Genomic DNA, 13,372 nt, shown 5'->3' on the forward strand with positions numbered 1-13,372 from the left:
TGTCGCGGGCACTAGCCGAGCAAGGTCACGACGCTAAGCTTAGGGAGTAACTCAGTGCCAATAACGTGAGGTCAAGGATGGGCCAGGTAAAAGAGTCTCAAGCCAATGACGTCGTTTATGAGCGTTTGCTTCAGCGCTTAGCGGCGGCATTGGATGAAGCCGAAAACCTCGCCGCGGTCGGTCAGCGGCCGCAGCAAGACTTAGAGCTGCGTGATGTGACACCCTCCGAGCTGCGCTTGATTTGTGCCTATCTTAAGCGCGAACGTCAGGTTGAGGCGGCGCAGGGGCTCAAGGTCATCGGCGAGAACATTCTGCCTTTGCCGTTGGCGCCGCCGGCAGTGCTTGAAACAGCTGGCAGCACCGCCGCAGCGGCAGCGCCACGCTGCCCGATTTGTGGCGTCAAGCGCCCGTGGCCAAGCCCAAGTGGCCTGCAACTGTGCCAAGGTTGCGGCGTTAAGTTGTTTATCAACAGCGATCATCGCTAGGCTGCGCGCACCCCTGGAGGTGCTCAATGCCGATTCGTTATCTCTTTAAACAACTGCTACTGCCGCCGTGCGGCTTGCTTCTGCTATTGCTGCTCGCGTGGTGGTGGCGTGCACGCCGGCCGCGTCTGGCGCGTGGGCTGTTTATCCTGAGCTTTAGCTTGTTATGGCTGTTTAGCTTGCCGATCGTGGTGCATTACGCCGCTCGCCAGATCGAGTCGGAGCCAGCCTTAACCCCAGAGCAATGGCCGGCACTGGCACAGCAAGCGCAGGCCATTGTGCTGCTCGGCGGTGGCCGCGCGCTGGCCGATGCGGCCTGGCAAAGCGATCAGCCGAGCTTGTACGCGATGGAGCGCCTGCGCTATGCCGTGCGTGTGGCCAAGGCTTCGGGCTTGCCGATGTTGATCAGCGGCGGCAAGCACTTCGGCCAACCGCCGAGCGAGGCGCAGTTGATGAGCGACGTGGCGCAGCGTGACTTGGCTTATAACGTGCGTTGGCAAGAAGGCGACAGCCGCACCACTTGGGAAAACGCTCAATTCAGTGCCGCTATGCTCAAGCAGCAGGGCATCCAGCGGGTGGTACTGGTCACCCAAGCGTGGCATATGGCGCGGGCGCGTTGGAGTTTTGAGCAAGCCGGCTTGCAGGTGATCAGCGCGCCCATGGGTTTTCTCAGTACCGCGGTGGCGCTGCCTGACGGTGGCTGGCTGCCGGACAGCAAGGCGCTGTGGCAAAACAGCCAGTTGTTTAATGAGGCGCTGGGATTGCTCAGCTACCGCCTGCTGTATCACGCGGCGGCTACAGATCAGTAGCCGCCGCGTAGGCAGGTTGCGGGTTTACGCGTGGATCTGCTCTACATGGTGGCAAGCCACCTGCCGTCCATCCAGCAGGCGCAGGCTGGGCGCCTCTTGGCGGCAGCGTTCATTGGCGTGCGGGCAACGTTGATGGAAGGCGCAACCACTGGGCGGGGCCAAGGGGTTGGGCAGTTCGCCGCTGAGCTTGATTTTGGGCTTGCTCGGGTCGGGGTGAATGGTCGGGGTGGCGGACAGCAGCGCCTGGGTGTAAGGGTGCAGCGGACGCTGATAGATCAGATCGCTGGCGCCGATTTCCACTGCGCGCCCCAGGTACATCACCAACACATCATCGGCGACATGGCGCACCACCGAGAGGTTGTGCGAGATAAACACGTAGCCGGTGTTGAACTCTTCCTGCAGGTCCATAAACAGGTTGAGCACCTGGGCCTGGATGGACACGTCCAGCGCCGAAGTCGGCTCGTCCGCCACCAGCACCTTGGGCTGCAGCATCATTGCCCGGGCGAGGGCAATGCGCTGGCGTTGGCCACCCGAGAACATATGTGGATAGCGCTGGTAATGCTCGGGGCGCAGGCCCACTTGCTGCATCATCGCCTGCACTCGCTCACGGCGTTCGCTGCGCGACAACGCCGTGTTGATCAGTAGCGGTTCGGCCAATTGGTCGCCAATTTTTTGCCGTGGGTTAAGGGAGGCGTAGGGGTTCTGGAACACCATCTGCACATCGCGGCGCAGTTGTTTACGCTGCGCCTTGCTGGCGCCGGCGACTTCTTGCCCGGCGATTTGCAGGGAGCCGGAGCTGGGTTCTTCGATCAGGGTCAGAGCCCGCGCCAGGGTCGATTTACCACAGCCGGACTCACCGACCACGGCCAGGGTTTTGCCAGCCTCAAGCTCAAAGGATACGCCGTTGAGGGCGCGGACTTGGGCGCTGGGTTGCAGCAGGCCACGGGATACCGAGTAGTGACGAGCCAGCTCACGGGCAGTCAGAACAGCACTCATTAGGCCACCTGCGCAGTCAGATTTAACGGATAGAAGCAGCGCACGCTGCCTTGGCTGTGCTCTTGCAGTGTCGGTTTATTGCGGCATTGCTCCTGCACATAGGGGCAGCGCGGCGCCAACAAGCAGCCTTGCGGACGGTCATAGCGACCGGGGACGATGCCGGGCAGGGTGGCCAAGCGACGTTGCCCTTCACTGTGTTCCGGGATGGCTTTGAGCAGCGCCTCGGTGTACGGATGGCTGGGCGCCTCGAACAGCTGTGGCACCTGTCCCAGCTCCACCGCTTGGCCGGCATACATCACGCACACGCGTTGGGCGGTTTCGGCGACCACGGCGAGGTCATGGGTGATCAGCACCAGGGCCATGTTCTCCTGACGTTGCAGGTTTACCAGCAGATCCATGATCTGCGCCTGGATGGTTACATCCAGCGCGGTGGTGGGTTCGTCGGCGATCAGCAGTTGCGGCTCGGCGGCGATGGCCATGGCAATCGCCACGCGCTGGCTCATGCCCCCGGAGAGCTGGTGCGGGTAAGCGTTGAGACGGCTGGCCGCGCCGGGGATCTCGACCTTCTCCAGCAGCTGTAAGGCGCGTTGCCGGGCGGCCTGACCTTTCAGCCCCAAATGTTGGCGCAGCACTTCTTCGATCTGCATGCCCACGGTGTAGCTGGGATTGAGTGCGGTCATCGGGTCTTGGAACACCATCGACAGGTCTTTGCCGACGATCTGCCGGCGCTGCCGGCCTTTGAGGTTGAGCATGTCGTGGCCGGCGAAACGCAGGTTGTCGGCTCGCACGATGCCCGGTGCGTCGATCAGGCCCATCAGCGCCATCATGGTCACTGACTTGCCTGAGCCAGACTCACCGACGATCGCCAGTACTTCACCTTTGTCCACACTCAGGTTGAGTCCATCCACCACCGGCACGGCCTGGGCGTCGCCGAAGCGCACGCTGAGGTTGTTGATTTCGAGTAATGCCATGACCGTCTCCTTACTGGGCGTTCTTCAGTTTCGGATCAAGGGCATCGCGTAACCCGTCACCCATCAAGTTGATCGCAAGCACACTGAGCAAAATGGTTAAGCCGGGCAGGCTGACCACCCACCACGCGCGCTCGATATAGTCGCGCGCCGAGGCCAGCATGGTGCCCCACTCCGGAGTTGGCGGTTGCACGCCCAGACCGAGGAAGCCCAGCGCCGCCGCATCCAGAATCGCCGAGGAAAAACTCAAGGTCGCCTGCACAATCAACGGCGCCATGCAGTTGGGCAGCACGCAGACAAACATCAAGCGCGGCAAGCTGGCGCCGGCCAAGCGCGAGGCGGTGACGTAGTCACGATTGAGCTCACCCATCACCGCTGCGCGGGTCAAGCGCACGTAAGACGGCAGCGAGACGATGGCAATGGCGAAGATGGTGTTGATCAGGCCAGGGCCTAAGATGGCGACGATAGCCACGGCCAGCAGCAGTGACGGCAGGGCCAGCATGATGTCCATCACGCGGGTGATCAGCGGGCCCATCAAACGGGGGAAGAAGCCTGCAACCAAGCCCAAGAAAATCCCCGGGATCAGCGACATCACCACCGAGGCCAAGCCGATCAACAGTGACAGGCGGGCGCCGTGGATCAAGCGCGAGAGCAGATCGCGCCCCAGTTCATCGGTGCCGAGCAAAAACTGCCACTGCCCACCTTCCAGCCAGGCCGGCGGGGTGAGCAAAAACTCGCGGTATTGCTCGCTGGGGTTATGCGGGGCGATCCAGGGCGCGAACAGTGCGCAAAACACCAACAACAGCATAAACAGCAAGCCGGCGAGGGCGCCTTTGTTGTGGCTAAAGGCTTGCCAGAATTCTTTTAACGGCGAGGGATAGACCAGGCTTTGATCGATAGCCGGATCAATGATGGTTTCACTACTCATAACGCACTCCGTTGCCCCAGCGCGGCGCGCGCTGGGTCGGTAAACAGGCTGACAACCAGGGGCTGGATAGGGCAATTAGCTGGCATGGCCAAGCCCTAGCTCTGGTGACGAATACGGGGGTTGACCAGGCCGTAGAGGATATCCACGACGAAGTTGACCAGGATGACTAAGCAGGCAATCAGCAAAATGCCGTTTTGCACCACTGGATAATCCCGCGCGCCGATAGCCTCGATCAGCCACTTGCCGATGCCGGGCCAAGAGAAAATCGTCTCGGTCAGCACCGCGCCGGCGAGCAACGTGCCGACTTGCAGACCAAACACCGTGAGCACAGGAATCAGCGCGTTGCGCAGACCGTGGATAAACACCACCCGTGCCGGCGACAGGCCCTTGGCCCGTGCCGTGCGCACGTAGTCCTCACGCAGTACTTCGAGCATGGCCGAGCGGGTCATGCGGGCGATCACCGCCAGCGGAATGGTGCCCAGCACGATGGCCGGCAAGATCATATGGCGCAGGGCGTCGAGGAAGGCGCCTTGTTCGTCCGAGAGCAGGGTATCGATCAGCATAAAGCCCGTGACCGGTTCGATGTCGTAGAGCAGGTCGATGCGCCCCGAAACCGGCGTCCAGCCCAGCCACACGGAGAAGAACATCACCAGCAGCAGGCCCCACCAGAAGATTGGCATGGAATAGCCGGCCAGTGAGATGCCCATCACCCCGTGGTCAAATAACGAGCCGCGCTTGAGTGCGGCAATGACGCCGGCGATCAAACCAATGCTGCCGGCAAACAGCAGGGCGGCTAAGGCCAGCTCCAAGGTCGCGGGAAATAAGGTGGTGAATTCGCTCCATACGCTTTCGCGGCTGCGCAGCGACTCGCCCAAGTTACCGTGGGCTAATTGGCCGATGTAGTCGATGTATTGTGCATACAGCGGCTTGTTAAGGCCCAGGCGCTCCATGGCTTGGGCGTGCATTTCGGGATCGAGGCGGCGCTCGCCCATCATCACTTCCACCGGGTCTCCGGGGATCATGCGAATCAGGGCGAAGGTCAGTAGGGTGATGCCGAAAAAGGTCGGAATTAACAATCCCAAACGGCGCAGAATAAAACTCAACATTGCGCTAGGTGACTCCTTGTAAGTTGCCGCCCATCGTTAGTGGGCGGCTTAGTTATCTCATCGGGGCTTGAGCATGGACTGTTCAGACGGCCGATTTACTGCACATCCACTTGCCAATAGTTGCTGGTCGCCAGCGGATTGATTACATAGCCGGTCACATTACTGCGGCGCAGGACAAACAGGGTGGGATGAGTGAGCAGGATCCAGGGTGTTTGCTCATGCACCAGCTCTTGCGCCTGCTCATAGAGTTTGACTCGGCTGGCGCTGTCGCTGGTGCGCCGACCTTGGGTTATAAGGTCTTGAAACTGTGCATTACACCAGCGCGCTTGGTTCTCGCCATTTTGCGCGGCCGAACAGGACAGGGTCGGGGTGAGGAAGTTATCCGGGTCACCGTTGTCGCTGACCCAGCTGAGCATCACCAGATCATGCTCACCCTGTTTGACGCGATTCAGCATTTCGCCCCATTCGAGCATGCGAATCTCCAGGGTCACGCCGATTTTGGCCAAGTCTGCTTGCAGCATCTGCGCCACCAGTGCCGGGTTGGGGATGCTGGTGGAGCTGCCGTTACGTACAAATAAGGTGATTTTAAACGGCTCGACAGCGGCCTCTTTAATCAGCGCGCGGGCCTTTTCGAGATCAAAGGGGGTGGCTTTGATATTGGCGTTCCAGCCGAGGATGGTCGGTGGGTAAGGGTTGACCGCCTCGGTCACTTTGCCGCCACCGGCCATGACTTTGAGCAGTGCAGGACGGTCGATAGCGAGGTTGATGGCCTGACGCACGCGCACATCATCCAGCGGTTTGTGCTGGGTGTTGATGGCGATGTAGTTGGTGATCAGCGCTTCCAATTCATCCACGGCAAGATTGGGATCTTTGCGCGCCTGGGGGATGTCTTCGGCTTTAGCCAGAATGGCGACCTGACATTCATTGGCGCGCAGTTTTTGCATTCGCACGTTGGCGTCGGTGGAGATGGCGAAGATCAACTGATCGACCTTGGCCTTGCCTAGGAAGTAATCGGGGTTGGCTTTGAAGCGCACCTGAGCATCTTTGTTATAGCGCACAAATACAAAGGGGCCGGTGCCGATGGGTTGGCTGTTGAGCAGTTTGGTTTTGCCTGCGGCCAAGAGTTGATCGGCGTATTCGGCCGAGTAGATCGAAGCAAAGTTCAGGGCGATATCGGCGAGGAATGGCGCTTCGGGGTGGTTAAGGGTAAAGCGCACGGTGAGGTCATCGACCTTCTCTACACTCTTTATCAGCTCGCGCATGCCCATGGCTTCAAAGTAGGCGTAGCCGCGAATGGCGGTGTTATGCCACGGGTGTTTAGGGTCAAGCTGACGCTGGAACGACCACAGCACGTCGTCGGCATTCAGGGCGCGGGTCGGGGTGAAATAAGGGGTGTGATGGAACTGCACGTTGGGGCGCAGGTGGAAGGTGTAGACCAAACCGTCGTCGCTGATTTCCCAACTGGTCGCGAGGCTCGGTTGCAGTTCAGTGCTGCCAGGTTTGAAGGAGACCAGCCGGTTGAAGACGGTTTCTGCGGCGGCGTCGGCGGTGACCAAGGTGGCGTACTGGACGATATCAAAGCCTTCGGGGCTGGCTTCGGTGCATACCACTAAATTTTTAGCCTGGGTAAAGGGGCTTATGGCCAGCAGGCTGAGTAGGGCAATGGCGGGTAGCTTCATGGGCAATTCTCCCTGTGCCAGCGGGTAGCCGGCACTTTTTGCGGTTAGAACAAGTTAAAGGGTAGGGTAGTGACAATGCGCAGCTCATCCAGGTTGCCGTCGATTTGGTTCTGACTGGCGCGATGGGTCATATATAGCACCCGGAATGAGGTGTTCTTCAACTCCCCGCTTTGCAGTACGTAGGTGGTGGATAAGCCCACTTCGTGGTGCTCCTCGTTCTTCATGGCGCGCACCTCGGCGTAGTTGCCATAGGCACCGTTGCGATCCCCCCGGTAATGCGTGCCGTCGATATCCCAGCCCTTGGCATACCAGATGCCAGTGGTTAAACCAGGCACGCCGTAAGCTGTCCAGTCGGTTTCATAACGGATTTGCGCGGATTTTTCGTTCGGCCCGTTGTAGTCGGAAAACAGCGAGTTAGACAGGTAGATCGCCCCGGACTCGTTGACGTAATCGAAGTACTCATCGCCATCCACCTGCTGCCAGGCCAGGGTCAGCGAGTGTGCCTGGTGGGACAAGGTAAAGCCCAAACTCCAGGTGGTGTTATCGATATAACCGCCTTCGCGAGAGCCCTCGTCGCGGGTGTCGTAGAGGTTGAACGAGGTCCGCAGGCCGAGTACTTCACGGTTACCCAGATCATGGGTGACGCCTAGGTAGTATTGGTTCCAGACATCCTCTAGCTGGCCGGCATAGAGCGAGACATTGAGGTTTTTCGCCAGTTTGTAGTCGCCGCCCAAGTAGGTCATATGCTCGGCGCGTACTTCGCGGGTGCCGTATTCGGTGGTCAGCGCTTGGTCGCCGGCGCCGGTGCGTGGGCTGGCACGGCGGAAACGACCGGCTTGCAGCGACAGATCGCTAAACTCTTCACTGCTAATGGCGTAACCGGTGAAGCTTGAAGGCAGCGCGCGGTTGTCGTTGGGCACCAAAACGGGGGTGTCGGGCAGGAAGCGACCAGCTTTCAATTCGGTGTTAGAGACGCGAAAACGCACGTCGGCAATGCCCAGCTTGGACCACTGATCCACCGCCTCGCCATCGCTGTGGGTTAGGGTGCGGTTGCCACCGCCAGCGATGCGGCCCTTACCTCGCTCAAGGCTCAGGGCGTTAAACAGGCTGAGGTCCAAGCCAAAGCCAACGGTGCCTTGAGTGTAGCCAGACTGGTAATTGAGTCGCGTGCCTTGCACCCAGGCATAGCGGCTGTGGGTGGTTTCAAAGCCATCGCCTTTGGGGATGCGATAAATGTTGGCGTTTTTGCCTTGTTCGCGGGAGTAAAAGTTACGGGTGATCACATCCAAGCTTTGTCCGCCGAAAAAACCCTTAGCCCCGGCTTGGGCGTTCACCGGTTCGGCTAGGTCATTGATGCCTTCCTCTTCGGCGACAAAACTCGGGCTTTCTGGACTGGGTTCAGGATCATTGGCCCACAGCGCTGGGCTGATGCTGATTAAAGCGAGGCTAAGCGCGCTGTGTTTCCATACAACTCTGCTCATGGTTCTTGCTCCTTTTTATTGAAATAACCGACGCCATGCCGCTGCTCCTCAACGATGAGGGGCAGCAGATCATTGCGCGGCTGCGCATCGGGACAGGTGAGATCAAAGCGCGGCTCCTGTGCTCTAGTGGCACATGGAGCTAGCCCCGTTTAGGGCTATACCGGCGCACGAGGGCGCCGGTGTTGGGGGTAGCTATGGCGGATTGCTTACGCCGTAAAAGACATTCGAGGCGAATGGGCTGATTTTGAAGTCATGCACAGTTTTGCGCATGGGCTGGTAGACGGTGGAGTGGGCGATCGGGGTGATCGGCACTTGTTGGTGAAGAACCTGCTGGGCCTGGCGGTACAGCTCACTGCGCTTGGCGGTATCGGTGATGCGCTTGGCTGAGATGATCAGCTTGTCGTAGTCGGCATTGCACCAGCGCGAGAAGTTATTGCCGCCAATGGCTGCACAGCTATACAGGGTGCCCAGCCAGTTATCCGGGTCACCGTTGTCGCCGCTCCAACCGATCAGCATCGCGTCCTGCTCGCCGGACTTGGTGCGCTTGAGGTACTCGCCCCACTCGTAGGTGACGATGCGTGCCTTGATGCCCACCTTGGCCCAGTCGGCCTGGAGCATCTCCGCCATCAGTTTGGCATTGGGGTTGTAAGGACGCTGCGCGGCCATGGCCCATAGGGTGATTTCGGTGCCTTCTTTAACGCCGGCTGCCTTCAGCAGCTCTTTGGCCTTTTCCGGGTTATAGGCCGGGTCTTTGATGGTTTCGTCATACGACCACTGGCTTGGTGGCATGGCATTCACCGCGAGCTGCCCGGCGCCTTGGTACACCGCCTCGATAATGGCCGGTTTGTTCACCGCCATATCCAGCGCCTGGCGCACGCCTAGCTGATCCAGCGGAGGATGCTGCACGTTGTAGGCGATATAGCCAAGGTTGTAGCCGGCTTGGCTGGGCAGGGCCAAGTTAGGATCTTCTTTCAGGGTTTTCAAATCCGCTGGGCGCGGATTGAGGGTGATATCGCATTCGCCAGCTTTGAGCTTCTGCACGCGTACCGAGGAGTCGGTGTTGATAGAGAAAATCAGGTTGTTGATTTTCACCTCATCTGGATTCCAATACTCCTTATTGCCTTTGTAGCGAATCACCGCGTCTTTCTGGTAACGGCTAAATACGAATGGACCTGTGCCGATGGGCTTTTGATTGATTTCGGCAGGCTTGCCGATCTTCAGTAAGTGTTCGGCATACTCAGCGGAGTGAATCGAGGCGAAGTGCATGGCCAGGTTTTGCACAAAGGCGGCATCGACTTCATGCAGGGTGAACCTAACGGTTAAGTCGTCGAGCTTTTCCACCTTGGCGATATTTTTGTCCATGCCCATGTCGGTGAAGTAAGGGAACTCAGACGGGTAGGCGAGGCGGAACGGATGGTTTTTGTCGAGCATGCGCTGGAACGTAAACAGCACATCGTCGGCGTTAAACTCGCGGCTGGGTTTGAAGTAACTGGTGGTGTGAAACTTCACCCCGGGTCGCAGGTGAAAGGTGTAAGTCAGGGCGTCGTCACTGATGTCCCAGTTTTGCGCAAGGCCTGGGATGACCTTGGTACCGCCACGCTCAAAATGGACTAAGCGGTTAAAGATAGTGTCGGCGGAGGCGTCAAAGTCGGTGCCGGTGGTGTATTGGCCTGGATCAAAGCCTGCTGGACTGCCTTCGGAGCAAAACACTAAGTTGTTGGCTGCACTGGCGAGGGAGGTGCTGGTAATTAGCCCAGCGGTTAACACTGCCTGGATAAAGGCGCTCTTACGCATATAAACCCCATGTCTAATTATTCTTCCTGAGGTGCCTCTTGTGGAGGCATCGGCAGAAACTAGCCACGAGCAGGGGAAGGGGCAAGGGACATATGACGTCAAAGGGCTTTTTCAGAATCTGCCTATAAGCAGATGTCGCATATCTACAATTTCTGACAAATATTGTTACAGCTGGCGCATAGCTAGCGAACTAGAGCGCTCGCCGGGCAAGCGCTCTTGTACGATTGTGCTAGTGATCGGTCATTTACGGCAGCTGTACTTCAATCACGCCGTCGGCAGTCAGGCTGACTTGGCTGGTGCCGGCTTCCACCTCGGGCATGGCGTCAGCGCTGGCGGCCATCGCGATGCCTTTAAAGGCTGCATTCATGCGATATACCGGGGGTTGGAAGCCGCCGCTATTGAGATTCAGGCTGACCAGTTTGTAGTCCTTGCCCCCGAGGGCTTCAGTGGTCAGCTGGGCGCGTGCTTTAAAGGCGGCTACGGCGTCTTTGATCAACTGGTCTTCATGTTTTTTCCGGGTGGCGCTGGCGATGCTGAAATTCATCCCGGCCATTTTTAGCTCGCCGAGTAACTCGCCGGTGAGCTTGGACAGGGCAGCAAAGTCTGCGCTTTGTAGGCGTAATTCGGCGCGCTCACGCCAGCCGGTGATCTTCTGGTTTTTCTGGTCATAGATCGGGTAGCTGTTACGGCTACCTGAGCTGACTTGAATATCCTTAACTTGGCGCGCCTTGCTGATGGCGCTATTGAGGGTCTTGCTGATTTGCTCGGCCAGGGCTGCGGGGTCGCTGTTTTGCTCTTCGCTATAAAGAGTCACGTCCATCATGTCGTGGGCGATTTCTTGGCTGACTTCAGCGTTGAGCGCCACTTGGTTGTAACGCACAGCATCGGCTACAGCGTTCAGACTCAGGGTGGCGCAACTGCTGAGCAGGGCGGCTGAGGCGAGGCGGGACAATTTCAACATGGCAGATCCTTTCCAGTCGTTTCACAAGATGGCGGCGCCAAGGACTAGCGCGGTTTGTACACATTAGACGCAGGCAGGGTCGCGAAGGGGTTAACTGGGCCGCAAATTTTTTCTGACAGGGCTTGGCTCGCTCTCGCGATGCCAGGCAGGGTGCTGGCTGCGGCTTGTTGCCGCACTAAGATGGCTAAGTGCTTGGTTATACTTGCCGCGCTCGCTGGCGCTCGCTGATCGAGACTTAGCAGCATTGCGGAGAATTTATGCTCACACCTGTAAATCTGCTGTCGGCGAGTCGGCAAAATCTTTGGCGGCTGACCCTTATTCGTTTTCTCGTGCTGGCGGCCCAAGCCGGCTCGGTGGGCCTGGCCTATAAGGTAGGCTCGCTGTCGCTGCCGTGGTTGGAGCTGTGCATCACCCTTACGTTGTCGTTGATCTTAGGTTTGATCACGGCGCTTCGCCTGCGCGGCCCATGGCCGGTGACCGAGCAGGAGTATGCCCTGCAACTGGCCTGCGACCTGATTATCCACAGCCTGTTGCTGTACTACTGTGGTGGCTCGACCAACCCGTTTGTGTCCTATTACCTGGTACCGCTGACCATCGCCGCGGCGACGTTGCCCTGGCTCTACACCATGATTCTGGCGGGGCTGGCGTTGGCTGGTTACACCTTGTTGCTGGTTTGGTCGCACCCGTTGGCTCTGCCCGACGGTCACCGTGAAAGTCTGTTGATTTACGGCATGTGGCTGAGCTTTGCGCTAGCCGCGGGGTTGATCACGTTCTTCGTGGCGAAGATGGCCGAGGAGCTGCGTCAGCAAGAAGAACTGCGCGCTGAACGGCGTGAGGAAGGCTTGCGCGATCAGCAACTGCTCGCCGTGGCCACGCAGGCCGCGGGTGCCGCCCATGAGCTGGGAACGCCGCTGGCGACCATGAGCGTGCTGATCAAGGAGCTGCGCCGCGAGCACCAAGAGCCGACCTTGCAGGAAGATCTGGCGGTGCTGCAGGAGCAGGTCAAGCTGTGTAAAGAGACCTTGCAGCAATTGGTACGCGCCGCCGAGGCGGATCGGCGCCAGGCAATCGTCGAGTTGTCGTCGGTGGAGTGGTTGGAGACTACCCTCAACCGTTGGCACCTGATGCGCCCCGAGGCCAGTTATCGTTATCAATGCATGGGCCGTGGTGCGCCGCCCAGCTTGATGCCGCCGGCGGATCTGACCCAGGCGCTGCTTAACCTACTGAATAACGCCGCCGATGCCTGTCCAGACAAGCTGGATATCCGCTTGAACTGGGATCACCAATGGCTGACTTTGACTATTCGCGACTTTGGCGCCGGTGTGCCGTTGGCCATCGCGGAGCAGCTGGGGCGGCCGTTTTTTACCACCAAGGGTAAGGGCTTTGGCTTGGGCTTGTTCCTTAGTCAGGCGAGCGTTACCCGCGCCGGTGGTACGGTTAAACTGTATAACCATGAAGAAGGCGGTACGCTCACCGAGCTGAAATTGCCGCGTGCTTACGGCCGTACTTAAGGAACACTTTATATGAGCGACGAAGTCTTGTTCGACGGTGAAGAACAGCCGCATTTGTTGCTGGTTGACGATGATCCGACCTTTACCCGTGTGATGGCCAGGGCCATGAGCCGGCGTGGTCTGCGCGTGTCGATTGCAGGTTCCGCTGAAGAAGGCCTGAGCCTGGCCGAGCAGGACACCCCGGATTACGCCGTGGTTGATCTGAAAATGGATGGCGACTCCGGCTTGGTGCTGCTGCCCAAGCTGTTGGAGTTGGATGCAGAAATGCGCGTGGTGATCCTCACCGGTTATTCCAGCATTGCCACCGCCGTCGAGGCGATTAAGCGTGGCGCCTGCAATTACCTGTGCAAACCGGCCGATGCCGACGATGTGCTGGCCGCGTTGTTGACCCAGCATGCCGATCTGGAAACCCTGGTGCCGGAAAACCCGATGTCGGTGGATCGCCTGCAGTGGGAGCATATCCAGCGCGTGCTCAGCGAGCACGAAGGCAACATCTCGGCCACCGCTCGCGCCTTAGGCATGCACCGCCGTACCTTGCAGCGCAAATTGCAAAAACGCCCGGTGCGCCGTTAGGCCGTAGCCTGGATCGCCCGTAGCCTGGATTAGCCGCGCAGCGGCGTAATCCGGGATGGCTTTGCAAGATTACCCCGGTGGGTT

The 13,372-nt window shown here is 59.0% G+C and carries 12 protein-coding genes; 4 read left to right on the top strand and 8 right to left on the bottom strand.

Features of this window, described 5'->3' with window-relative positions; all coding sequences use genetic code 11:
- The first annotated feature begins 77 nt into the window (after positions 1-77).
- Both NTD81_RS00525 and NTD81_RS00530 read left to right on the top strand, forming a co-directional pair.
- The gene (locus NTD81_RS00525) at positions 78-485 is read left to right on the top strand and encodes a hypothetical protein (protein ID WP_262178285.1); all 408 of its coding nucleotides are present in this window, start codon (positions 78-80) and stop codon (positions 483-485) included.
- Positions 486-511: 26 nt separating this feature from the next.
- Positions 512-1,291 (top strand): YdcF family protein, encoded by a 780-nt coding sequence (locus tag NTD81_RS00530; protein WP_262178287.1) that lies wholly within the window; start codon positions 512-514, stop codon positions 1,289-1,291.
- 24 nt (positions 1,292-1,315) lie between these two features.
- Here the strand turns inward: NTD81_RS00530 and NTD81_RS00535 are convergent, their stop codons facing one another.
- The 8 genes from NTD81_RS00535 to NTD81_RS00570 form a co-directional block, all read right to left on the bottom strand.
- Entirely contained in the window at positions 1,316-2,287 is a 972-nt protein-coding gene (locus NTD81_RS00535) for a peptide ABC transporter ATP-binding protein (RefSeq protein ID WP_262178289.1), read from the bottom strand.
- Entirely contained in the window at positions 2,287-3,258 is a 972-nt protein-coding gene (locus tag NTD81_RS00540) for an ABC transporter ATP-binding protein (RefSeq protein ID WP_262178291.1), read from the bottom strand. The genes NTD81_RS00535 and NTD81_RS00540 overlap by 1 nt, the downstream gene beginning before the upstream one ends.
- A gap of 10 nt (positions 3,259-3,268) precedes the next feature.
- Positions 3,269-4,183, bottom strand: a complete 915-nt coding sequence (locus NTD81_RS00545; protein WP_262178294.1) for an ABC transporter permease subunit — start codon at positions 4,181-4,183, stop codon at positions 3,269-3,271.
- 95 nt (positions 4,184-4,278) lie between these two features.
- Positions 4,279-5,289 (bottom strand): ABC transporter permease subunit, encoded by a 1,011-nt coding sequence (locus NTD81_RS00550; protein WP_262178296.1) that lies wholly within the window; start codon positions 5,287-5,289, stop codon positions 4,279-4,281.
- A 95-nt stretch (positions 5,290-5,384) separates the two neighbouring features.
- The gene (locus NTD81_RS00555) at positions 5,385-6,968 is read right to left on the bottom strand and encodes an ABC transporter substrate-binding protein (RefSeq protein WP_262178299.1); all 1,584 of its coding nucleotides are present in this window, start codon (positions 6,966-6,968) and stop codon (positions 5,385-5,387) included.
- Between the two features lie 44 nt (positions 6,969-7,012).
- On the bottom strand, positions 7,013-8,449 hold the full coding sequence (locus NTD81_RS00560; RefSeq protein WP_262178302.1) for an OprD family porin: 1,437 nt from the start codon (positions 8,447-8,449) through the stop codon (positions 7,013-7,015).
- A gap of 192 nt (positions 8,450-8,641) precedes the next feature.
- On the bottom strand, positions 8,642-10,243 hold the full coding sequence (locus tag NTD81_RS00565; RefSeq protein ID WP_262178305.1) for an ABC transporter substrate-binding protein: 1,602 nt from the start codon (positions 10,241-10,243) through the stop codon (positions 8,642-8,644).
- A gap of 244 nt (positions 10,244-10,487) precedes the next feature.
- Positions 10,488-11,204: an SIMPL domain-containing protein gene (locus NTD81_RS00570; RefSeq protein WP_262178307.1), complete on the bottom strand. Its 717-nt coding sequence runs from the start codon at positions 11,202-11,204 to the stop codon at positions 10,488-10,490.
- 257 nt (positions 11,205-11,461) lie between these two features.
- Here NTD81_RS00570 and NTD81_RS00575 point away from each other — a divergent pair, with 257 nt between their 5' ends.
- Positions 11,462-12,715 carry an ATP-binding protein gene (locus NTD81_RS00575; RefSeq protein ID WP_262178310.1) on the top strand — a complete coding sequence of 418 codons (1,254 nt, stop codon included), beginning with the start codon at positions 11,462-11,464 and terminating at the stop codon, positions 12,713-12,715.
- A 12-nt stretch (positions 12,716-12,727) separates the two neighbouring features.
- Positions 12,728-13,288, top strand: coding sequence for a response regulator transcription factor (locus NTD81_RS00580; protein ID WP_262178312.1), 561 nt, complete (start codon positions 12,728-12,730; stop codon positions 13,286-13,288).
- Positions 13,289-13,372 lie beyond the last annotated feature (84 nt).

This window comes from Pseudomonas sp. 5P_3.1_Bac2 (assembly GCF_025465995.1).
Classification (GTDB): domain Bacteria; phylum Pseudomonadota; class Gammaproteobacteria; order Pseudomonadales; family Pseudomonadaceae; genus Aquipseudomonas.

Coding starts and splice junctions, on each gene's coding strand:
- NTD81_RS00525 (WP_262178285.1), top strand. CDS start 78: ATGGGCCAGGTAAAAGAGTCTCAAGCCAATGACGTCGTTTATGAGCGT.
- NTD81_RS00530 (WP_262178287.1), top strand. CDS start 512: ATGCCGATTCGTTATCTCTTTAAACAACTGCTACTGCCGCCGTGCGGC.
- NTD81_RS00535 (WP_262178289.1), bottom strand. CDS start 2,287: ATGAGTGCTGTTCTGACTGCCCGTGAGCTGGCTCGTCACTACTCGGTA.
- NTD81_RS00540 (WP_262178291.1), bottom strand. CDS start 3,258: ATGGCATTACTCGAAATCAACAACCTCAGCGTGCGCTTCGGCGACGCC.
- NTD81_RS00545 (WP_262178294.1), bottom strand. CDS start 4,183: ATGAGTAGTGAAACCATCATTGATCCGGCTATCGATCAAAGCCTGGTC.
- NTD81_RS00550 (WP_262178296.1), bottom strand. CDS start 5,289: ATGTTGAGTTTTATTCTGCGCCGTTTGGGATTGTTAATTCCGACCTTT.
- NTD81_RS00555 (WP_262178299.1), bottom strand. CDS start 6,968: ATGAAGCTACCCGCCATTGCCCTACTCAGCCTGCTGGCCATAAGCCCC.
- NTD81_RS00560 (WP_262178302.1), bottom strand. CDS start 8,449: ATGAGCAGAGTTGTATGGAAACACAGCGCGCTTAGCCTCGCTTTAATC.
- NTD81_RS00565 (WP_262178305.1), bottom strand. CDS start 10,243: ATGCGTAAGAGCGCCTTTATCCAGGCAGTGTTAACCGCTGGGCTAATT.
- NTD81_RS00570 (WP_262178307.1), bottom strand. CDS start 11,204: ATGTTGAAATTGTCCCGCCTCGCCTCAGCCGCCCTGCTCAGCAGTTGC.
- NTD81_RS00575 (WP_262178310.1), top strand. CDS start 11,462: ATGCTCACACCTGTAAATCTGCTGTCGGCGAGTCGGCAAAATCTTTGG.
- NTD81_RS00580 (WP_262178312.1), top strand. CDS start 12,728: ATGAGCGACGAAGTCTTGTTCGACGGTGAAGAACAGCCGCATTTGTTG.